The 19,489-nt window shown below is 30.8% G+C and carries 15 protein-coding genes, 1 tRNA gene and 1 pseudogene; 15 read left to right on the top strand and 2 right to left on the bottom strand.

The window, feature by feature from the left end; translation table 11 throughout:
- Positions 1-26: 26 nt before the first annotated feature.
- The 12 genes from DW1_RS10640 (at position 27) to DW1_RS10585 (ending at position 14,574) form a co-directional block, all read left to right on the top strand.
- The gene (locus tag DW1_RS10640; RefSeq protein ID WP_074350605.1) at positions 27-719 is read left to right on the top strand and encodes a response regulator transcription factor; all 693 of its coding nucleotides are present in this window, start codon (positions 27-29) and stop codon (positions 717-719) included.
- 49 nt (positions 720-768) lie between these two features.
- The gene (locus DW1_RS10635; protein ID WP_242942481.1) at positions 769-2,130 is read left to right on the top strand and encodes a sensor histidine kinase; all 1,362 of its coding nucleotides are present in this window, start codon (positions 769-771) and stop codon (positions 2,128-2,130) included.
- 67 nt (positions 2,131-2,197) lie between these two features.
- A complete protein-coding gene (locus DW1_RS10630; RefSeq protein WP_074350604.1) occupies positions 2,198-3,085 on the top strand; it encodes a GerMN domain-containing protein in 888 nt (295 codons plus the stop codon).
- 36 nt (positions 3,086-3,121) lie between these two features.
- Positions 3,122-3,808 (top strand): 23S rRNA pseudouridine(2604) synthase RluF, encoded by a 687-nt coding sequence (gene rluF, locus DW1_RS10625; protein ID WP_074350603.1) that lies wholly within the window; start codon positions 3,122-3,124, stop codon positions 3,806-3,808.
- Positions 3,809-3,908: 100 nt separating this feature from the next.
- Positions 3,909-4,005, top strand: a tRNA-Sec gene (locus tag DW1_RS10620).
- Positions 4,006-4,149: 144 nt separating this feature from the next.
- The gene (locus DW1_RS10615; RefSeq protein ID WP_074350602.1) at positions 4,150-4,404 is read left to right on the top strand and encodes a hypothetical protein; all 255 of its coding nucleotides are present in this window, start codon (positions 4,150-4,152) and stop codon (positions 4,402-4,404) included.
- Between the two features lie 163 nt (positions 4,405-4,567).
- Complete coding sequence (locus tag DW1_RS10610) at positions 4,568-4,945, top strand: adenine nucleotide alpha hydrolase family protein (protein WP_074350601.1); 378 nt, start codon at positions 4,568-4,570, stop codon at positions 4,943-4,945.
- A gap of 118 nt (positions 4,946-5,063) precedes the next feature.
- Positions 5,064-5,540, top strand: a complete 477-nt coding sequence (locus DW1_RS10605; protein WP_074350600.1) for a DsrE/DsrF/DrsH-like family protein — start codon at positions 5,064-5,066, stop codon at positions 5,538-5,540.
- A 103-nt stretch (positions 5,541-5,643) separates the two neighbouring features.
- Entirely contained in the window at positions 5,644-7,050 is a 1,407-nt protein-coding gene (locus DW1_RS10600) for a hypothetical protein (protein WP_074350599.1), read from the top strand.
- A 215-nt stretch (positions 7,051-7,265) separates the two neighbouring features.
- On the top strand, positions 7,266-10,658 hold the full coding sequence (addB, locus tag DW1_RS10595; RefSeq protein ID WP_074350598.1) for a helicase-exonuclease AddAB subunit AddB: 3,393 nt from the start codon (positions 7,266-7,268) through the stop codon (positions 10,656-10,658).
- Entirely contained in the window at positions 10,658-14,260 is a 3,603-nt protein-coding gene (gene addA, locus DW1_RS10590; RefSeq protein WP_074350597.1) for a helicase-exonuclease AddAB subunit AddA, read from the top strand. The genes addB and addA overlap by 1 nt, the downstream gene beginning before the upstream one ends.
- Positions 14,257-14,574, top strand: coding sequence for a GIY-YIG nuclease family protein (locus DW1_RS10585; protein ID WP_074350596.1), 318 nt, complete (start codon positions 14,257-14,259; stop codon positions 14,572-14,574). The genes addA and DW1_RS10585 overlap by 4 nt, the downstream gene beginning before the upstream one ends.
- Positions 14,575-14,721: 147 nt before the next feature.
- Here DW1_RS10585 and htpG read toward each other — a convergent pair whose 3' ends face one another.
- Positions 14,722-16,608 (bottom strand): molecular chaperone HtpG, encoded by a 1,887-nt coding sequence (gene htpG, locus DW1_RS10580; RefSeq protein ID WP_074350595.1) that lies wholly within the window; start codon positions 16,606-16,608, stop codon positions 14,722-14,724.
- Between the two features lie 362 nt (positions 16,609-16,970).
- Between htpG and DW1_RS10575 the strand changes: the two genes are divergently transcribed.
- The 3 genes from DW1_RS10575 to DW1_RS10570 all read left to right on the top strand — a co-directional run bounded on the left by DW1_RS10575 (position 16,971) and on the right by DW1_RS10570 (position 19,051).
- A complete protein-coding gene (locus DW1_RS10575; protein WP_242942480.1) occupies positions 16,971-17,648 on the top strand; it encodes a hypothetical protein in 678 nt (225 codons plus the stop codon).
- 33 nt (positions 17,649-17,681) lie between these two features.
- Positions 17,682-17,816, top strand: coding sequence for a hypothetical protein (locus DW1_RS15925; protein WP_278335750.1), 135 nt, complete (start codon positions 17,682-17,684; stop codon positions 17,814-17,816).
- Between the two features lie 152 nt (positions 17,817-17,968).
- Positions 17,969-19,051 (top strand): ATP-binding protein, encoded by a 1,083-nt coding sequence (locus DW1_RS10570; protein ID WP_074350594.1) that lies wholly within the window; start codon positions 17,969-17,971, stop codon positions 19,049-19,051.
- Positions 19,052-19,236: 185 nt separating this feature from the next.
- On the opposite strand, the pseudogene DW1_RS15315 reads toward DW1_RS10570, so the two are convergent.
- Positions 19,237-19,371, bottom strand: a pseudogene (locus DW1_RS15315) (transposase domain-containing protein); the annotation flags it as partial.
- Between the last annotated feature and the right edge of the window lie 118 nt (positions 19,372-19,489).

The following is a 19,489-nucleotide window of genomic DNA, read 5'->3' as shown; positions in this document are numbered from 1 at the left end:
TATAATATTAGAGTTGAGGTGATATTTTGGACATCAAGGTTTTAATTGTCGATGATGAGGCTTTGCTAGTTAAGGGACTTAAATATAGCTTAGAGCAAGATGGATATGAAATTGATGTAGCCTATGATGGTCTAGAGGCATATGAAAAGTTTAAAAAGGGTAACTATGATTTAATAATTTTAGATCTTATGCTTCCAGGAATGGATGGGTTAGAAGTTTGCCAAAAGGTAAGGGAGAAGTCACAAGTTCCTATTATTATGTTGACTGCAAAGGGAGAAGATATAAGTAAAATATTAGGACTAGAATATGGTGCAGATGATTATATGACTAAGCCATTCAACATCTTGGAACTAAAAGCTAGAATAAAGGCTATACTAAGAAGAGTAAATAATAGAGAAACTAGAATTGGGGAACAGATCATTCAACTTGATAACTTTACCATCAATACTCTAGGAAGAAAAGTATCAGTAAGAGGTCAAGAGATTAATTTAACTGCTAAAGAATTTGACTTATTATTGTTATTAGCATCAAATCCTGGGAAGGTATTTACTAGAGAAGAGCTACTAGAAATTATATGGGGATATGAATATTTTGGAGACTTAAGAACAGTAGATGTCCATATTAGAAGACTAAGGGAGAAAATTGAGAAAAACTCTAGTCAAGCAGAATATATTTTGACAAAATGGGGAGTTGGTTACTATTTTAGGAATAAGTCATAAGAAAAGAATTAAATTTATTAGCATAAGGTGGAAACTTGTTTCCACCTATTTGTTATTAGTTATTGTTTCACTTTTAATAATAAACGTTTTCATTAGTAGATTAATATTAAATATTTATGTAGAGCAAAGAAAATCCAACGTTCTAATAAGAGCTAACATAGTAGCAAATGAAACTAAGAATTACCTAACAACCAATGCCATGTCAAATATTAACTCAATAGCAGAAGAATATAGTAAAGAAATAAGTGGGAGGATAATTGTTGTAGATAGGACTGGAGTTGTAAGAGGAGATTCTAATAAAGAGTACTTAGGTAGTACTTTCAGGCATACTGAGATACAATATGCTTTAAAAGGGCAGACTTCTGCAAATATTTATAACTTCAAGGATTATGGCCATGTTTTATATGTATCTGTTCCTGCAATATTTCATAATAGAATAGTCGGAGCTATACTTATATCAGTTTCAATAAATGATATTTATAGAGAGGTGAGTCATATCAATCAAAATTTATACTTAATATCAGCTGTAAGTATAGTTTTGATTGCTTTTATTAGTTTCATATTTTTAGATTTTACTTTTAGACCTTTAGAGAGTTTTACAAAGGCTATAGACGGTATGACGAAGGGAGATTTCAAACAGAAGGTTGAAATTAACACTAATGATGAATTTAAGAACATGGCTGATGCCTTTAATGCCATGATAATGAAGCTAGATCAAGTTGATAAGCAAAGAAATGATTTTGTGGCTAATGTTTCTCATGAATTACGTACTCCTATAAGCTCTATTAAGCTATTATCAGACTCTCTCCTTCATCAAAATGAAGATAATATCAGTATTTACAGAGAATTTATGGAAGATATTTCTGCAGAGGCAGATAGACTAAATAATATTATTTATGAATTACTGGCTCTTGTTGATTTAGACAAGGAAAAGCTTCATATTAACTATAAAACAACTTATATGAATTTTTTACTTGAGAAAATCGTGAATAGAATGAGACCACTTGCAGAAAAGAAAAATATAAAATTAACATTAGAGCAAGATGAAAGGATACAAATAAAAGTAGATTCTGAAAAAATACAACAGGCTATTATAAATATAATTGATAATGCTATTAAATATACATCTGAATATGGAAAAGTACAGGTGAAACTATATTCTCAGAGTAAGTGGTGTGTCATCGAAGTAAAAGATAATGGTATAGGGATTCCTGAAAATAGGCTTAGTCAGATATTTGATAGATTCTATAGGGTTGATAAAGCTAGGTCAAGGAAAACAGGAGGAACTGGGTTGGGTCTATCGATTTCTCAACAAATAGTATCATTACATCAAGGAATTATAGAGGTTGAAAGTGTAGTAGACAAAGGAAGTATCTTTTATATTAAAATACCCAATGATATAAACCTGTAAATTAATAACTATAATTTAGGGAGTTATATATTTTTTAGTATTGGATTAAAGTTATGGAGGACTTACTATGGGAAATAAACATAAAATTATAGCAAGCCTAATTTTATTTACGATTCTGGTTGGATGTCAGAACTATACAGTAGTACATGAAAATGATGTTAATTATCCAACAATTAACCCAATGCCAGAAGGTTATCAAGTTAGCATTTGTTTGTTTTTTCCACAGAAAGAAGCTGATATATTAGTAGAGGAAGTTAGAGAAGTAAATCTTGAAAATAAAAAGTTAGAGGTTGTAGTTATTGAGGAGCTTTTGAAGGGTTCACGTAATGGATTAAGAAATGTAATTCCCAGTGGGACGAAATTGCTATCGATTCATTTACAAGGCTCAGTCGCATACGTGAACTTTAATAAAGCTTTTATAGATGAAAAAATAGATGAAAGTGAAGAGGTACTTTTAATTTATTCTATAGTAAATAGCCTAACAGCAATAGAGGATATTGAAAAAGTACAAATACTCATTGAAGGTGAAAAAAGAGAAAAGTATAATAAACATAAGTTAAATGAGCCTATAGACTTTAGTAACATATTGCTAGAATTTCAGTATTCTAGTCCAGAACATATAGTTAAAGAATATTATGGTGCTCTTTTGGCTAGGGATTTTAGGAAGATGTTTGGGATGGAGTCAGCTAACAACGTAAATGAGACAAGATATAATATTTTTGCTACATACTATGAGTCAAAAGAATTGGGATTAATACATTATGAAATTGATAACTTAGAAATAATTAAGTATGATAATGAAACAATAATAATATATGGACTGAACCTATATTATACAGATGGCCGTATAATTAAGAGCAATTGGATGGAAATGAAATTAAAATATGATTATGAAGAAAATCAGTTTTTAATTACTACAATCACTAATTATGAACATGACAATTTGAATAAGTAATATCTAATAATTAGAGCATAAGAGAAGGGATTTAATATGAGAATTAATAAATACATAAGTGAAACAGGAACTTGTTCTAGAAGAGAAGCAGACAAAATCATTGAAGAAGGTAGAGTAACTATTAATGGTAAAGTTGCTAATCTAGGGAGTATAGTTAATGTTGGTGATAAAGTATACATTGATGGAAAACCATTAGGTAAAAGAAGAAAACAAGTGTATATTGCCTTAAATAAACCAGTTGGAATTACTTGTACAACAGAGAGACATATTAAAGGCAATATTATTGACTTTGTTAATCATCCCGAGCGTATTTTTCATATTGGAAGACTAGATAAAGATTCTCAAGGTCTAATACTACTAACCAATGATGGTGATATAGTCAATAAAATATTGCGCGCTGAGAATAATAATGAAAAGGAATACATTGTTACAGTAAATAAGCCTATTACCCCTTATTTTATACAGGGTATGTCTAAAGGAGTTAAAATTTTGGGTACAGTTACTAAACCCTGTAAAGTGACACCTATTAATGATAGAACATTTCGTATCATTCTAACTCAAGGGCTTAATCGACAAATAAGGCGTATGTGTCAAGCATTTGGTTATCAAGTAGTAAAACTGAACCGTATAAGAATAATGAACATTAAGCTAGGGAATTTGAAAATTGGACACTGGCGTAATCTTACAACAGAAGAATTAAATGAGCTTAAGAAAAACTTATAGAAAACATATACGAGGTAACAAATTCGATAGAAAAAATTGTTCTTGTGTAAAAAAAAAATGTATGTTATAATCTAATGGTGTCAATAATTATAACATACATGGGAGTAGATGGGTGCTGGTGTGCCCTCTGGTCTTCAAAACCAGCGCGAGGGGTTAGGAGCCTCTTGGGTGGGTTCGATTCCCACATATTCCCGCCATAGTAAAAAAGCCGCTTAAGCGGCTTTTTCTTTTTGCCCTATGTTGGTCTAATCTTTAACTGTTTACTCACTAAAGGTGTTTCAATAGCACTAGATACACAAAAGCTTTACCAAATTAATACAATAGTTAGAGAGGTGATAAGTGTGGGCAAATCTAATAATTCTGGAAGTAATTTTGATACTGTGCAATTAGCACTATTAGGTGCATTCATAACTTTGATCGGAGATTTTTTTGCTTTTTTAGCTGCTTTTGCGGAAACACAGTCATCAAATAATGGAGGATGTAACCAAAAGCAAATTCAAGCCAATCATAAGAAAAAGTATGCAGAGAACAAAATAAAGGAATTAGAATATGAGATATATAAATTGAAAAAAGAATTAGATAGTTCTATTGATTAGAAAGTTTAAGAGACTAAAAGTTTTTTGTTAATACTTTATTAACAAAAGTAAACATGTCACTTCTTTTCTTTATTTTTTTATTATTCATTGATATAATAATATAAGTTGGATATTTTGCTCTGTTAATTGCTTTATATACTTTCTCTTGAAAGGAGCCTGATTTATGGAAGATAATAAAAATATCATGGTTTGTGTTACTCAGCAAAAAACCTGTGAGAGGCTTATAAAGAGTGGCCATGATGAAAAGAGAGAAGGAGACAATTTATTTATAATAAACGTAGTAAGTGAAAATGATAATTTTTTGTACAACTCAAATGACGGAGAAGCATTAGAATATCTTTTTGAAGTATCTAAAAAAGCAGGAGCAGAATTGACAGTTATTAGAGCGAAGAATGTTATTAAGGCAATTTCTGATTTTGCATTAAAGAATGATATCACTCATATTGTTATGGGTTTATCACCTAACAGCGCAGATGTTGACAATAATATTCATTTAGTACTTAAAAAAATGCTTCCAAATGCTAGATTTATTATAATATAGGATTTCACATAGCTGTTTCAAAAGTGACTTGCATAAAATCAAAAATCTCGTAATCTGCTTTTCGCATTAAATACACTCTTTATGGGAAATATATTAGTACCGAAGGGAGTGTGTTTTTTTGTCTAAAAAATTAAATTTATTAGTTTTTAGTGGTGATTATGATAAGGCATTGGCTGCACTAATACTTGCTAATGGTGCAAGTGAGCTAGATATGGAGGTCACAATATTTTGTGCTTTTTGGGGATTACTAATGGTAAGAGAAGAGAATAAGTTTCAAGCTAAACATAAGTCTTTTTTTGAAAAGATGTTCAGCATGTTTACTCCTAATAGTGCTGAGAAGTTAGCATTATCAAGGATGAACATGTGTGGAGTAGGTAAAGGAATGCTAAAAAAAATGATGAAAGATAAAGAAAAACCAATGCTAAAAGATTTTTTAGATGGTGCTAGAAGGAAAGGAGTTAAGTTTTATGGATGTAAATTATCTGTAGAAGTCATGGGATTTAAAAAGGAAGACTTTATACCTGAGTTGGAGATTATAGAAGTATATCAATATCTTAAGGATGCATCAGAATCTGATATTCAGCTTTTTATATAAAAATATAATTAATTTTATTTTTATTCTATAATTTGTCGAAAGTATGTGACATAATTTGCACAAAATGATAAAATATATTTAAATAAGCTGAAAGGAAGATTTTATGCTAGATTTACATTTAAGGAATCTTGAGATTGTTAACAGCTATTATCAAAATGATTTTCAAGAAATTTATGTATGTAAGCATAAGGAAGAAAATGCATATTATCTTTTGAATTTGATAAGAAACAAAGACTTTTTTAATGATATTGATAACAGTGAATTACTAAGTTTTTTTTCATCTATAAAAGATGTCAGTGAAGTAGATGAAGGTATACTTGTCATATCAGAGTACTATCACCATAAGCCATTACTAGAATATATACAAGAAAATGGTATGACATTGACAAAGCAAATCAATAATACCACAAATATAATAGAGACTTTATCAAAGCTAAAAACTCTTTCAGCTAGCTTCATTGTTAGCTTGTTTAATCATAGCAATCTAGTTGTAGATGATAACGGGGATATAAAGTTTTCAGGTATTTTATTGTTAAATCCAAAAACTATTTATGCCAATATAAAAGATGTACTAGAGACAATTGCAAATACAATGCATATTATATTTACTAAGAATCAAATAGGTGATGGAAGTATAGCTAAAGGTACTCCTCCTGATATACAAAGGATCATAAATAAGTGTTTAAGTTACGAGTATTTAGGGTTTAATGATTTAGTTTCAGATTACAAGTCTACAAGTACATACAAGTTAATTAATCCTGAAAAAGAAGATATTGAACGAGTTACACAGATGAGAAAAAGCATGTCAAGAAATAGAATAACCTATAATATTAAAACTAAGGGAATTATTATAGCGCTACTATTGGTTCCCATAATCGTATGGGGATCTATATCTCTTTTAAAAAATACTAAAGACACTATTGATACTGTATCAGACAAACCAAATTTAGGTATTACAGATAATGCTGTTGATAATGATGATGAAAAAATGGAAAGTATAGATTTACCAGATGAAGAGAAACAAAATGAAGACCCTAATATAGAGGATGCCTTTAAGCGTGGAGAGGATTTAGATAAATTTTTTACTGAGGACCAAATTAAGTCATTAAATGAAAATGAAAAAGCAGTGGGAGTTTTAGATTTTACAAAATACCATAGGGGAGAATATGCATTAAAGGTTAATAATGATAGTAAAGAAAGATCTTCTTACCTAATAGGCTTCATTGACTTTGAGGATAGTAACTTTGCTTATGCAAAAAATAGAACAGTTAATCTGTCCTTATGGCTCAATTCCGATAAATCTACTGAATGTACTCTGGTTTTAAAATTAGAGTCGGAGGATAAACTGCTTTCGCAAGTTGTTAATAAGGCAAATCTAAAGGCTAATACATGGACATTACATAATGTTGAGATTAATACTAAAAATGGTGATTATTTAAAAGTATACATAAACCTAGAGCCCAGTGATACAATTTGGGTTGATACAATGGATATAGATATATTAAAATAAGATGACCTAGGTCATCTTATTTTGCATATAGGCTACTGCTAAGTAACTTGAAATGCAAATAATTAAAAGCTTCAAAATATCTATTTAAATACAATATGCTCAAAAGTAGAATAGGTTAAAAAATGGTCTCTTAATACTTAGTTAGAAGCTTTTTCTAAGAGGAAATAGATACTGAAAATAGAATTATAGATTATAGGTCTGAGTGAGGTGATCAAATGAAAATTAGATATATTTTAGGACGAGCTGGTTCAGGGAAGACAAGTAGAATCTTGGATGAGATTGAGTACAGATTAAAAGAGAAAAGCAATCATAAGCTTATACTTTTAGTTCCTGAACAATTTACTTTACAGGCAGAAGCAGATTTAATATTCAAGAAAAACCTCCAAGGTATTATGAGAGTAGAGGTACTAAGCTTTCAAAGGCTTGGTTATAAGGTTTTGAATGAAGTAGGAGGTATCAAAAAAACTGCTATAAATGAATTAGGAAAGATAATGGTACTTAGAAAGCTATTTGAAGAAAATGCAAAAGATTTGACTGTTTTTAATAAAGCTTCGAAAAAGGATGGTTTTTTATCAAGCTTTTGTCAGCTCATAACTGAACTCAAGAAGGACGATATTCAAACCGAAGTTATTGAAGAAAAGCTAGAGAGCATTACACAGGATTGTATGCTAAAGAGAAAGCTAAAGGATATATCACTTATATACAGTAAGTTCAATGAGTATATGGAAGGCAAATATGCTGATGATGAAGATAAGATGAAGTTAGTCATAGAAAAGCTTGATAATTCTATTTATTTTGATGATGCAGAGATTTGGGTTGATGGATTTAATAGCTTTTCGGCCTTAGAGTATAAGATAATAGAAAAGCTTATGCTAAAGAGTAGAAAACTAAATGTTTCTCTTACTTTGGATTTAAACAGTTCAAATGATGCAAATATATTTAGGACTACACTTAACACATATGGAAGACTGAGAAAAATAGCTCAACAAAATAGTGTAGAAGAAAGAAAGACTGTACTAAATATAAATCCAATTTATAAGAATCAGGAAATTTGGCATCTGGAACAACAACTATTCGCATACCCCTATAGAAAATATGAGAAGAAGACAGAAAGAATTAAGGTTTTCTATAGTTTAAACCAGTATACAGAAATTGAAAATGTTGCATCTCAAATAGTGTCACTTGTAAGAGACAAGAATTACAGATGGAGGGATATTTCTGTAGTATGTAATATAATTGATGTTTATAGTCCAACTATAAAAAGGGTTTTTAGTGAATATGGTATTCCATACTTTATTGATGAAAAAAGAAGTATAATGAATAATCCAATAGTGAAATTTATCATATCAGGTCTTGAAATAGTTTCTAGGAATTTTAGATATGATGACATTTTTAAATTTATTAAGACAGGTTTTAGTGATTTAGATAAAAATGAATACGAAGAACTAGAAAACTATGTTCTTAGATATGGCATTATGGGTGACAAGTGGCTAGATGATTTTGCATATGGGGAGCAGTCATCAGAGTTAGAAAGAATTAATAGTATCAGAAAAAAATTTACAGAGCATATTTTAGAATTTAAAAAGAAAGTAAAAAGCAAAACGAGAGTAGATGAAATCACTAAATATCTATTTGAGTTTCTAACAGTCATGAATATTGAAGAAAAGCTAAATAATCTAATTGAGGACCAGAAAGATAAAGGATACTTAGATTTGGTTAATGAAAACACTCAAATTTGGAATATACTCATGGAAGTATTAGACCAGTTAGTAGAGATACTAGGGGACAAGAAGGTCACAATTAGTGAATATGTAAAGATACTAGAGTCAGGACTTCTAGAATATCAGGTGGGGGTAATACCACCTACAATGGATCAGGTTCTAGTTGGAAACTTAGATAGATCTAGAAGCCATGATATAAAGGCATTATTCGTTGTAGGTGTAAATGATGGAATACTTCCTTCTACTATAGAGGAAGGTGGACTACTGCTTGACGAAGAGAAGGCAGATATGAAGAGTTTAGGCATAGAGATTTCTACAGATAGTGAAACAAAGGCCTGCGAAGAAGAGTTTTCTGTATATGCTTCATTTACCAAACCTAGCGATTATTTATTCATTAGCTATGCATTAGGTGATAGCGAGGGAAAAACCATAAGGCCTTCAATGTATATAGACAGGATAAAAAAAGTTTATAGCAATCTTACTATATATAGTGACATAGTAAAGGATGAAGAAAGTGAGTTAAACTTAGTATCTACACCCATGTCTACCTTTAAGTATCTAGTTGAAAACCTTAGAAATGCTTTAGATGGAGATAATATAAATAGTATATGGTGGGACATATATAATTGGTATTTCAATAAGGATGAATGGAGAGAAAAACTAAAAATAGTTATAGAAGGCCTATATCATAAAAATCAACAAGAAAGAATTGATGAGCATTATACAAGACAGATTTATCAAGTACCATTTAGAACTAGTATTTCTAGACTAGAAAAGTTTGTGAATTGCCCTTATTCGCATTTTGTGAAATATGGATTAGCACCAGAAGAAAGAAAAATTCATGAGATAAAAAGCCCTGATATAGGCATGTTGTTCCATGATTCAATTGAGGAATTTTCTAAAGAGCTTACATTGGAAAATCTAAGCTGGAGTGATATTGACCGCAATAAATCAGATGAGATTGTAGAAAAGGTACTTGATAAGATGATAGACGACTTCCAACATGGACTATTGTTAAGCACTAATAGATACAAGTATATGGTAAATAGACTAAAGAGAATAAGCAAGAGGGCCTTATGGACAATAACTGAACACATAAGAAAGGGAGACTTTGTTCCTAAACAGCACGAGGTAATATTTGGTGATGGACCAAATAGCAAAATACCTCCAATAATTATAAGCCTTCCAAATGGTGACGAAGTAAGGCTAGAAGGAAGAATTGATAGAGTAGATGTTCTAGAAGGAGAAAAAGAAAGCTTCGTAAAGATAATAGACTATAAGTCAGGCACTAAAGCCTTTAGTCTTTCTGACGTCTACTATGGACTGCAAATACAGCTACTAGTCTATGCAGATGCAATTATCTCTAATGGGGATAAGCTAGTAAAAAGTGATATTTATCCTGCAGGAGTTTTCTACTTTAGAATAGATGACCCAATGGTACAATCTGATGAAGAAGATTTAGAAATAATTGAGAAAGAAATAGCTAAGAAATTAAAATTAGATGGAATAATCCTAAAAGACATAAATATAGTCAGAGCCATTGATAGAGATATTGAGGAAACTAATCATTCAACTGTAATACCAGTAAGTATCAATAAGGATGGGAGCTTTTCAAAGAACTCTTCAGTTTTAGATAAAGAGGAATTAAACATGCTTATTAAGCATGTTAAGGGATTAATATCTGAAATTGCAGAGGAGATACTGAAAGGAAAGATAAAAATAGAGCCTTGTAAAACAGACAAATATGTATCCTGTACATATTGTGAATTCTCAACTATATGCCAATTTGAAACTAGCTTTGAGGACAACAAATTCAAAAATATAAAGAAATTAAAAGATGAGGATGTTTTGCAAAAAATCAAGGAGAAGACAGGAGGTGAAGAATAATGCCAAAATGGACAGAAGCACAAAAGGAAGCAATAACTTGTAGAGGTTGTAACTTATTAGTATCAGCTGCAGCTGGTTCTGGAAAAACAGCAGTATTAGTTGAAAGAATAATAAAATTAGTAACTGAGGATATGGTAGACATAGATAAACTATTAATAGTAACCTTTACTAATGCAGCAGCAGGAGAAATGAGAGAAAGAATACTTCTTGCACTGATGGAAGAAATAGAAAAAGGTGGAGAAAATGAGGAAAAGCTAAGGAGACAAATAAGCCTACTAACCAAATCACATATTACAACAGTCCATTCATTTTGTATAAATGTAGTTAGAAGGCATTTTCACCTTATAGATATAGATCCAGTCTTTAAGATAGGGGATACTACTGAACTACAAATCATGCTTCAAGATATTTTGGAGGAACTTTTAGAATCTGAATATGAAAAGGGACATGAGGACTTTATTAGATTAGTAGAGAGTTTCGGAGGAAATAGAAACGATATTAATCTTGAGAATTTGATTCTTAGAATTTATTCATTTATTCAAAGTAAGCCTTATCCAGAGAAATGGCTTGAAGAAATGATTGAAATGTTTAGTATGAACCAAGAAGAGTTGGAGCAAAGTATTTGGATAAAAACCATTGTAGATAGCATAAAAATTGATTTAAGTGGAGCTAAGGATTTAATAAATGAAGCAATTAAGGTTTGTAACAAGCCAAATGGACCAGAAAGCTATCTAGATGCCTTAAGAAGTGATTTAATCAATATTGAAAGGTTAGAGGAAGCCTTAGAGAAAGAAGGTATTGCGAGATTTAATCAGCTTTTAGCAAGTATCAGTCATGATAAACTAAAGAGAGTTTCAAAGGATGTAGACGAGGAACTAAAAAAAGAAGCCGCTAAATTAAGAGATAGCTATAAAGCTATTATTGACAGTACATTTAAGAAAGATGTATTTAATAAGAGTATTGAACAATATAGAGCTGAGATAAATGAACTATATCCTCTTATGAAGTATTTATATCATTTAGTAGTAGAGTTTTCACAGATGTACACAAGTAAGAAAATAGAAAAGGGCATAATAGATTTCAATGACCTAGAGCATTATACATTAAGAATTCTAGAAAATGAAGAAGTTAGCGAAGAGTACAGAAACAAATTTGAGTATATATTTGTAGACGAATATCAGGATAGTAATATAGTTCAAGAGACTATAATAAATAGAATGAAAAGGGATAATAATTTGTTTTTCGTAGGAGATGTTAAGCAGAGTATATATAGATTTAGACTTGCAGATCCATCACTTTTCTTGGAAAAATATAATTCATACGTTAGCGATGCATCGGGTCTAAATAAAAGAATAGATTTATCTAAAAACTTTAGGAGTAGAAAAGAAATACTAGATGGAGTAAACTTTATATTCGAAAATATAATGTCAGAAAAGCTAGGAGAAGTGGAATATAACGAAGCAGCATTTTTATATGAGGGAGCAAAATATAAAAAGCATATTGATGGAGATAAGCCTATTGAAATAAATATAATTGAAAAGATGACAGATGGATTAGAGGACTTAGATGAAGAACTAGAGGAAATGGCTAGTATAGAAGTAGAGGCAAGAATAATAGCAAATAAAATAAAGGAGTTAGTTGAAAAGACGACCTATGATGTAAAGAGTGAAAGCTTTAGAAAAATTGAATACAAAGACATAGTTATACTCCTTAGAACAATGAAAAATTGGGCATCTGTTTTTAATGATGTATTGAAAAATGAAAATATACCTGTGTACGCAGATGACAATGCAGGATACTTAGATGCACTTGAAATAAAGATATTTTTAAATTTTCTAAGTATAATAGATAACAAAAGACAGGACATTCCATTATTAAGTGTTATGAGATCACCTATTGGAGGCTTTACTACAGAGGAATTAATTAATATAAGAGTATCAAATAAAGGGACTAGCTATTACAATGCAATAAAAAGTTATATACAATCTAATGATGATAATCTAAGCAATAAGCTTTCTAGTTTTATAGGCAATTTAAATAAATGGGCAGAGGAATCTAGGTACTCTAAGCTTGATGAATTCATATGGAAGCTTATGATTGATACTGGATACTATCATTATTTTGGTGCAATGCCTGGTGGCATCCAAAGACAAGCTAACCTAAGAATACTTGTGGATAGAGCCTGTGAATTTGATAAAAGCACAGCCAATGGATTATTCAATTTTATTAGATTTATTGAAAAGCTGAAAAGTAGTAGTGGGGATATGGGAACTGCGAAGACACTAGGTGAAAATGAAAATGTTGTAAGAATTATGAGTATACACAAGAGCAAAGGGCTTGAATTCCCTGCAGTAATTCTTGCAGGACTTGGAAAGCAATTTAATCTTATGGATGCTAGGGATGATATATTGATTCATAAGGATTTAGGGCTTGGACCTAAGTATGTTGATGCAATAAAAAGAAGATATACAAATACACTACCTCAAATTGCCATAAAGAAAAAAGTAAAATTAGAAAGCCTTTCGGAAGAGATGAGAATACTTTATGTTGCATTGACTAGAGCAAAGGATAGACTAATTCTTGTAGGAAGCATAAAGGATGTCCCAAAGGAAGCAAAGAAATGGTGCAAGGAAACTAATCTATACTATTTATCTAATAGTAAAAACTATTTTGACTGGATATGCAACAGTCTTGCAAAACATTCTCATGGGAATATTTTAAGGGAACTTGCTGGAATAGAGGATATGTATGGAAGCTTACCTGAAGAGGATGAAAGCAAAGAGATAAGCTTTAAAATCAACATATTATCAAGAAAAGACTTATATATAGCCGACCAGTCTGAACCAGTAAATAAAAAGGAGTTTAGACATAAGCTAGAGTATTTTAATGATTACAGCCCTAGCAATTATAGTGATGAGATTAATAGAAGATTTAGTTGGAGTTATGAGTATAATAATTCAATCAATATACCTTCAAAAATGTCTGTTTCAGATATTAAGAAGACTACCTTTAAATCCTTAGAGGCATTAAATTATAAGATACCATCAATTGTAAAGATGCCAAAGTTTTTAGAAGGTAAAAAACCTTTTACAAAGGCAGAGATAGGTACTATAATTCACTTTGTAATGCAGCATCTTAACCTAAGTAATGCTCTAGATAGAGAATCTATAGAAAAAAAAGTAGATGAAATGGTCATAGAAGAGCTATTATCAGATGAAGAAGCTAAGGTAGTAGATATAGATAAGATACTTAACTTCTGCAAGAGTCCTATAGGTCTAAGATTATTGTCTTCAAATAATGTCAATAGAGAGGTACCTTTTGTTTTAAATAAAAAGGCAGCAGAGGTTTTAGATATACAGGATTGTACTGAAAATATACTTATACAGGGTATTATTGACTGTTATTTTGAAGAAGAAGGGGAATTAGTTTTAATTGACTATAAAACTGATTACATTCTAGAGGGTAACTTGGAAAATATGGTGGATAAATACAGAGGACAGATGGCTTTATATAAAGAGGCTCTTGAAAAGATTACGGAAAGAAAGGTTAAAGAAATATATATATATTCTTTTGAATTAGATAAAGAGGTAAAAGTAGAATGAATAAATTAGCTACAAAAGAGAGTAAAACACAAAAAACTAGTCATAGGGAAAAAGTCTTTGTGTATATGGTAAGATGTAAAAATAATTCACTATACACAGGCTGGACAACGGATTTAGAACGTAGAGTAAAGGAACACAATAAAGGAACAGGCTCTAAATACACTAGGGCAAATGGACCAGTAGAGCTTGTCTACTTTGAAGAAATGCAGGATAGAGTAGAGGCGGCTAAAAGGGAATACGCAATAAAGCAATTGACTAAGGAGGAAAAAGAGCTTCTAGTAAATCAGCATCTGCTTAAATCTAGAGTACTCTAATCGTTATGTTTCAGATAATAGCTTTATTTATAATAATAACTTTGCTATAGCTGTAAAGAAAATGCTCTTTTCTGGAGTGAAAGTTTAAGATGCACCAGAAAAGAGCATGTTTTTTCACAAAAGCACAGATTTTTTCACATTCCCTATCTAAGCCATTAGCTTGCAAATATTATTTGTAAATTCTACAGGGTCATTTATAGGTAATCCCTCAATAAGCAATGCTTGATTATATAAAACATCAGTATATAATTTTAGTTTTTCTTTATCGTTTTCATAGGCTTTCTTTAAAGCACTAAATACTTCATGATTTGTATTAATCTCTAGTATTTTCTCAGCTTTTATTTCTTGAGCATTAGGAAGCGCATTTAGAACTTTTTCCATTTCTATAGTTAGCTCCCCTTCAGTTGCAAGACATACTGGATGGTTTTTAAGTCTTTTTGATGCTCTAACATCTTTTACTTTAGTTGATAGTGTGTTCTTCATAAACTCAAATATGTCCTTATTTTCTTCAGAATCAGAGTTTTGCTTTTCCTCTTTATCCTTATCATTATCTTCAATACCTAAATCTCCACTAGATACGGATTTAAATTCTTTTTCCTTATAATTCATTAGCATACGAATTGCAAATTCATCTATATCATCAGTAAAGTATAGTATTTCATATCCTTGCTCTGATAAAAGATCAATTTGAGGCATTTTATCAATTCTTTCAACAGAGTCTCCTGATGCATAGTAAATGTACTTTTGATTTTCCTTCATCCTACTTACATATTCATCTAAAGTAACCATTTTCTTTTCTGTAGAAGAATAGAACATTAATAAATCTTGAAGAGTTTCTCTATTTTGACCAAAATCACTGTAGACTCCATATTTTAATTGTCTACCAAAGCTCTCATAGAACTTTTCATATTTTTCTCTTTCATTTTTTAGAAGTAATTGCAATTCACTTTTAATTTTCTCCTTGATTCTTTTAGCGATTATTTTTAGCTGTCTATCATGTTGCAGAAGTTCTCTGGAAATATTCAATGATAAATCTTCAGAATCAACCATACCTTTTACAAAGCTAAAATAATCTGGCAGTAGGTCAGGGCATTTTTCCATAATTAATACTCCACTTGAGTATAGTTCAAGACCCTTTTCGTACTCTGTAGTATAAAAGTCAAAAGGAGTTTTTTCTGGAATAAATAGAATAGAGTTATATCTTACAGCTCCATCAGCGCTAATATGTATGTGTTTTATAGGCTTGTCAAAGCCATAGTGTTTCTCAGAATAGAAGTTTTCATAGTCTTCATTAGTAAGTTCAGTTTTATTCTTACGCCATATAGGAACCATGCTATTGACAACTTTTTCCTCAACTACTTCTTCATATTCATTTTCAGTGCCTTCCTTAAGCTTTCTTATGCTAATATCCATTTTAATTGGGTACCTTATGAAATCTGAATATTTCTTTATTATAGATTTAATTCTATACTCTTCTAAGAATTCATCATAGTTTTCATCATCAGTATTTTCTTTTATTTTTAGTATTATTTCTGTACCAACACTTTCCTTATTACATGGCTCAATAGTATATCCATCAGCGCCAGATGACTCCCACTTATAGCCTTGCTCAGAACCAAATGCTTTGCTAAAAACCGTAACTGTATCTGCTACCATAAATGCGGAGTAGAAGCCTACACCAAATTGGCCGATGATATCGTATCCGTCTTTTAATTCATTTTCATTCTTAAATGTAAAGGAACCACTTTTTGCTATTGTTCCTAAGTTTTCTTCTAGTTCTTCTTTTGTCATACCAATTCCTGTGTCAAATACTTTTATTATCCTGCTATCCTTATCTACAGAAACTTTAATGTAATAATCATCTTTATTAAATACTATGTTATTATCTGTTAGTGCTTTGTAGTACATTTTATCAATGGCATCACTTGCATTAGAAATCAGTTCCCTTAAGAATATTTCCTTATGAGTATAAATAGAGTTTATCATTAGGTCTAGTAATCGTTTAGACTCAGCTTTAAATTCTTTTTTTACCATAAAAGTCTCTCCCTTCGTAAAAAAATCAATAATTAGCACTCTCCTTAATAGAGTGCTAATTATAATTTATCAAATTCATTTGATTTGTCAATAGATAGAGGTAAATAATCAAAGTATAGAGTATTTAAAGTATTTAAGAACTATTATATTAAGTTTGTAAATTTAATAAACAAACAAATATATTTCTAATATTTAAATGATTTTTATATTTTAACCATTTATAACAATATTGTGAAGTACATTACTGTTTTTTATCGTCTGTTTAATCATAACTTATAGCTCACAGAGAACAACTCTGAAGTCATACAAATATATTTTGTGTTACAGGAATAAACATTTTAAATATTTAATGAGGTGAGATAATGAAATGTAAAAGTATTTTTCTGATAGCTGTGATGATAACTATGTTACTGGCGTTATCAGCTTGCTCAAATAGCACTACTAAAATTGATATACCTGCATCTCCAATACAATCTTTAGGCCAGATTTATTTATATGGGGAAGTGCATGGTGTAGAGAAAATTCTAGATAAAGAATTTGAATTGTGGTATGAGTACTATCACAATAAAGATATGAGACATTTATTTGTTGAACTTCCGTACTATACCGCAGAGTTTTTGAACATATGGATGCAATCAGAAGACAACAGCATACTCGATACCATATATAATGACTGGATTGGTACTGCTTGTTATACTCCTAAAATTAAAGAGTTTTATGAGAAAATAAAAAGTCAGTGTCCTGAAACTATTTTCCATGGTACAGATGTTGGACACCAATACAATGCTACTGGAGCAAGATTTTTGAATTATTTAACTAAAAATGGTTTGCAGGACTCTGAGCAATACCTACTAACGACGGAGGCAATAGAGCAGGGGAAGTATTATTATACACATTCTGATGATGTGTATCGTGAAAATAAGATGGTGGAGAATTTTATACGTGAGTTTGGCAAATTAAGTGGTGAAAATATTATGGGGATTTATGGAGCAGCACACACTGGGTTAGAGGCTATGGATTATACTAATTCTGTTCCTTAAACAGGGGATGTACTGTCTTTTGACAACTATCCAATGATTATAGAAACAGGACAGGTTTTTGTAATAGATTATACTAAAATAGATGATAGTGTAATAAGGAAATACTATCGCTCTGATGGGCGTATATGGAATAATAAGCTTACAACAGAGGAATTTACAGTTGAGTGACATGAAAAGTTTAATATTAATTAAATCTCTTTATCAGAGTAGCAATTGGTTGAAGTGAAAAGAATTATATATACTGTAACTAAGTATATATAATTCTAATACAATATTAAAGTAAGGGTAATCGGAGTTATAAGACTGGAAGGAGAGTTTAAATGAAAGGTAAAGAAAGAAGAATGTTTCCTGGAGGCAATACGTCAAAAGGCTTCTTTTCATATTTTGACTATATAATTGATAGAAAAGAGGCTAATAAGATAATTATATTAAAGGGAGGACCTGGCACAGGTAAGTCCTCAATGATGCGTAAGATTGGACTTTATATGCAAGAAAGAGGCTATGATGTAGAATATCATCATTGTGCTTCAGATAGAGAATCCATTGATAGTATAATGATACCTAAACTAAAAATCGCAATATTAGATGGTACAGCACCACATGTAACTGATCCCAAATATCCTGGTGCCATAGACATGATAATTAATCTAGGAGAACACTGGAACTCAAAAGGTCTAGAAGGAAATAGGGAAGAAATAATTAAGGTAATAGATAGAAATAGCAAATATTATAAAAGTGCATACAAATACTTTGGAGCTGCAAGGCTTATTCAAGAGGATACAATATGGAAAATGGAAGAAGCTTTAGACTTCGGAAAACTTAATGTTTTAGCCTATGATTTAATAAACGAAATATTTATTGGAGCATCAGTGGCATATAAGATAGGTAAAGAAAGACACTTATTTGGCAGTGCATACACTCCAACAGGATGGGCAGAGCACACAGATACACTACTTAGAGACATTGAAAAGACCTATTATATAAAGGGAGAACTAGGTACAGGGAAAACAACTTTGATGAAAAAAATATACCTAGAAGCTATTCAGAGAGGCTTTGATGTAGAAGTTTTCCATACACCACTCATACCAGAGAAGATAGAGACTATTATAATCAAAGATTTAGGAGTAGCTCTATCTATAATGGAGGCAGCTAAGAGCAAAAGCTTCAAAGTTATAGACTTAGACGAATACGTTAATAAAGAAATATACAATAACTACAAGGATAGCATAATAGATAACAAAAAAGTTTATGAAAGTTTAATTTCCATTGCCATAGAAAAGTTAGCCGGTGCAAAGAAGAACCACGATTTAATGGAAGCACAGTATATTCCAAATATGAATTATGATGAAATAAATAAAGTTAGAGACAGGGTAATTGAAATTATATTAGAATATGAAAGCTAACACTAAGCCAGGGAATAAGGTAAGCATTTAATAAAATATGTATTGTATAATTATAGGGATATCGCTATGATATCCCTATAAATAGTATTTACATATATTTTGTATTTGCTCATTCCAAGGCATCATTAGATCTAGGACCTTTGAGTTGGTTTTTAAATTAGTACCTGGTAATATTGACAATATATGAATATATGCTCTAAATACTTATAGTGGTTTAGTCCATTTGCCTTTGCTGTTTCTACCAGTGAGTAGACAGTTACACTTGCATTAGCACCTTCAGGACTACCACAGAAACAGAAGGTCCAGTTCTTTCTGCCTACTGTACATGTATGATTTTGTGGTGTTTTTCCTGCCCTCTTTATTTAATACTTGGACTGGGGTTTCGTCAGCATGTAAATACTTGTCCTTTAGTAGCTCTTCTTGTAGTCTGTCTACTAC

Origin of the sequence: Proteiniborus sp. DW1, from assembly GCF_900095305.1 — a bacterium.
Lineage (GTDB): Bacteria > Bacillota > Clostridia > Tissierellales > Proteiniboraceae > Proteiniborus.
Note: the sequence above shows the minus strand (reverse complement) of the source record. Positions and strands in the feature narration are given on the sequence as shown.

What these genes read in the sequence shown, in the direction of transcription:
- DW1_RS10570 (WP_074350594.1), top strand. Translation starts at nt 17,969, where the DNA reads ATGAAAGGTAAAGAAAGAAGAATGTTTCCTGGAGGCAATACGTCAAAA.
- htpG (WP_074350595.1), bottom strand. Translation starts at nt 16,608, where the DNA reads ATGGTAAAAAAAGAATTTAAAGCTGAGTCTAAACGATTACTAGACCTA.
- DW1_RS10585 (WP_074350596.1), top strand. Translation starts at nt 14,257, where the DNA reads ATGAATAAATTAGCTACAAAAGAGAGTAAAACACAAAAAACTAGTCAT.
- DW1_RS10630 (WP_074350604.1), top strand. Translation starts at nt 2,198, where the DNA reads ATGGGAAATAAACATAAAATTATAGCAAGCCTAATTTTATTTACGATT.
- DW1_RS10600 (WP_074350599.1), top strand. Translation starts at nt 5,644, where the DNA reads ATGCTAGATTTACATTTAAGGAATCTTGAGATTGTTAACAGCTATTAT.
- addA (WP_074350597.1), top strand. Translation starts at nt 10,658, where the DNA reads ATGCCAAAATGGACAGAAGCACAAAAGGAAGCAATAACTTGTAGAGGT.
- DW1_RS10575 (WP_242942480.1), top strand. Translation starts at nt 16,971, where the DNA reads ATGAAATGTAAAAGTATTTTTCTGATAGCTGTGATGATAACTATGTTA.
- DW1_RS10610 (WP_074350601.1), top strand. Translation starts at nt 4,568, where the DNA reads ATGGAAGATAATAAAAATATCATGGTTTGTGTTACTCAGCAAAAAACC.
- addB (WP_074350598.1), top strand. Translation starts at nt 7,266, where the DNA reads ATGAAAATTAGATATATTTTAGGACGAGCTGGTTCAGGGAAGACAAGT.
- rluF (WP_074350603.1), top strand. Translation starts at nt 3,122, where the DNA reads ATGAGAATTAATAAATACATAAGTGAAACAGGAACTTGTTCTAGAAGA.
- DW1_RS15925 (WP_278335750.1), top strand. Translation starts at nt 17,682, where the DNA reads ATGATTATAGAAACAGGACAGGTTTTTGTAATAGATTATACTAAAATA.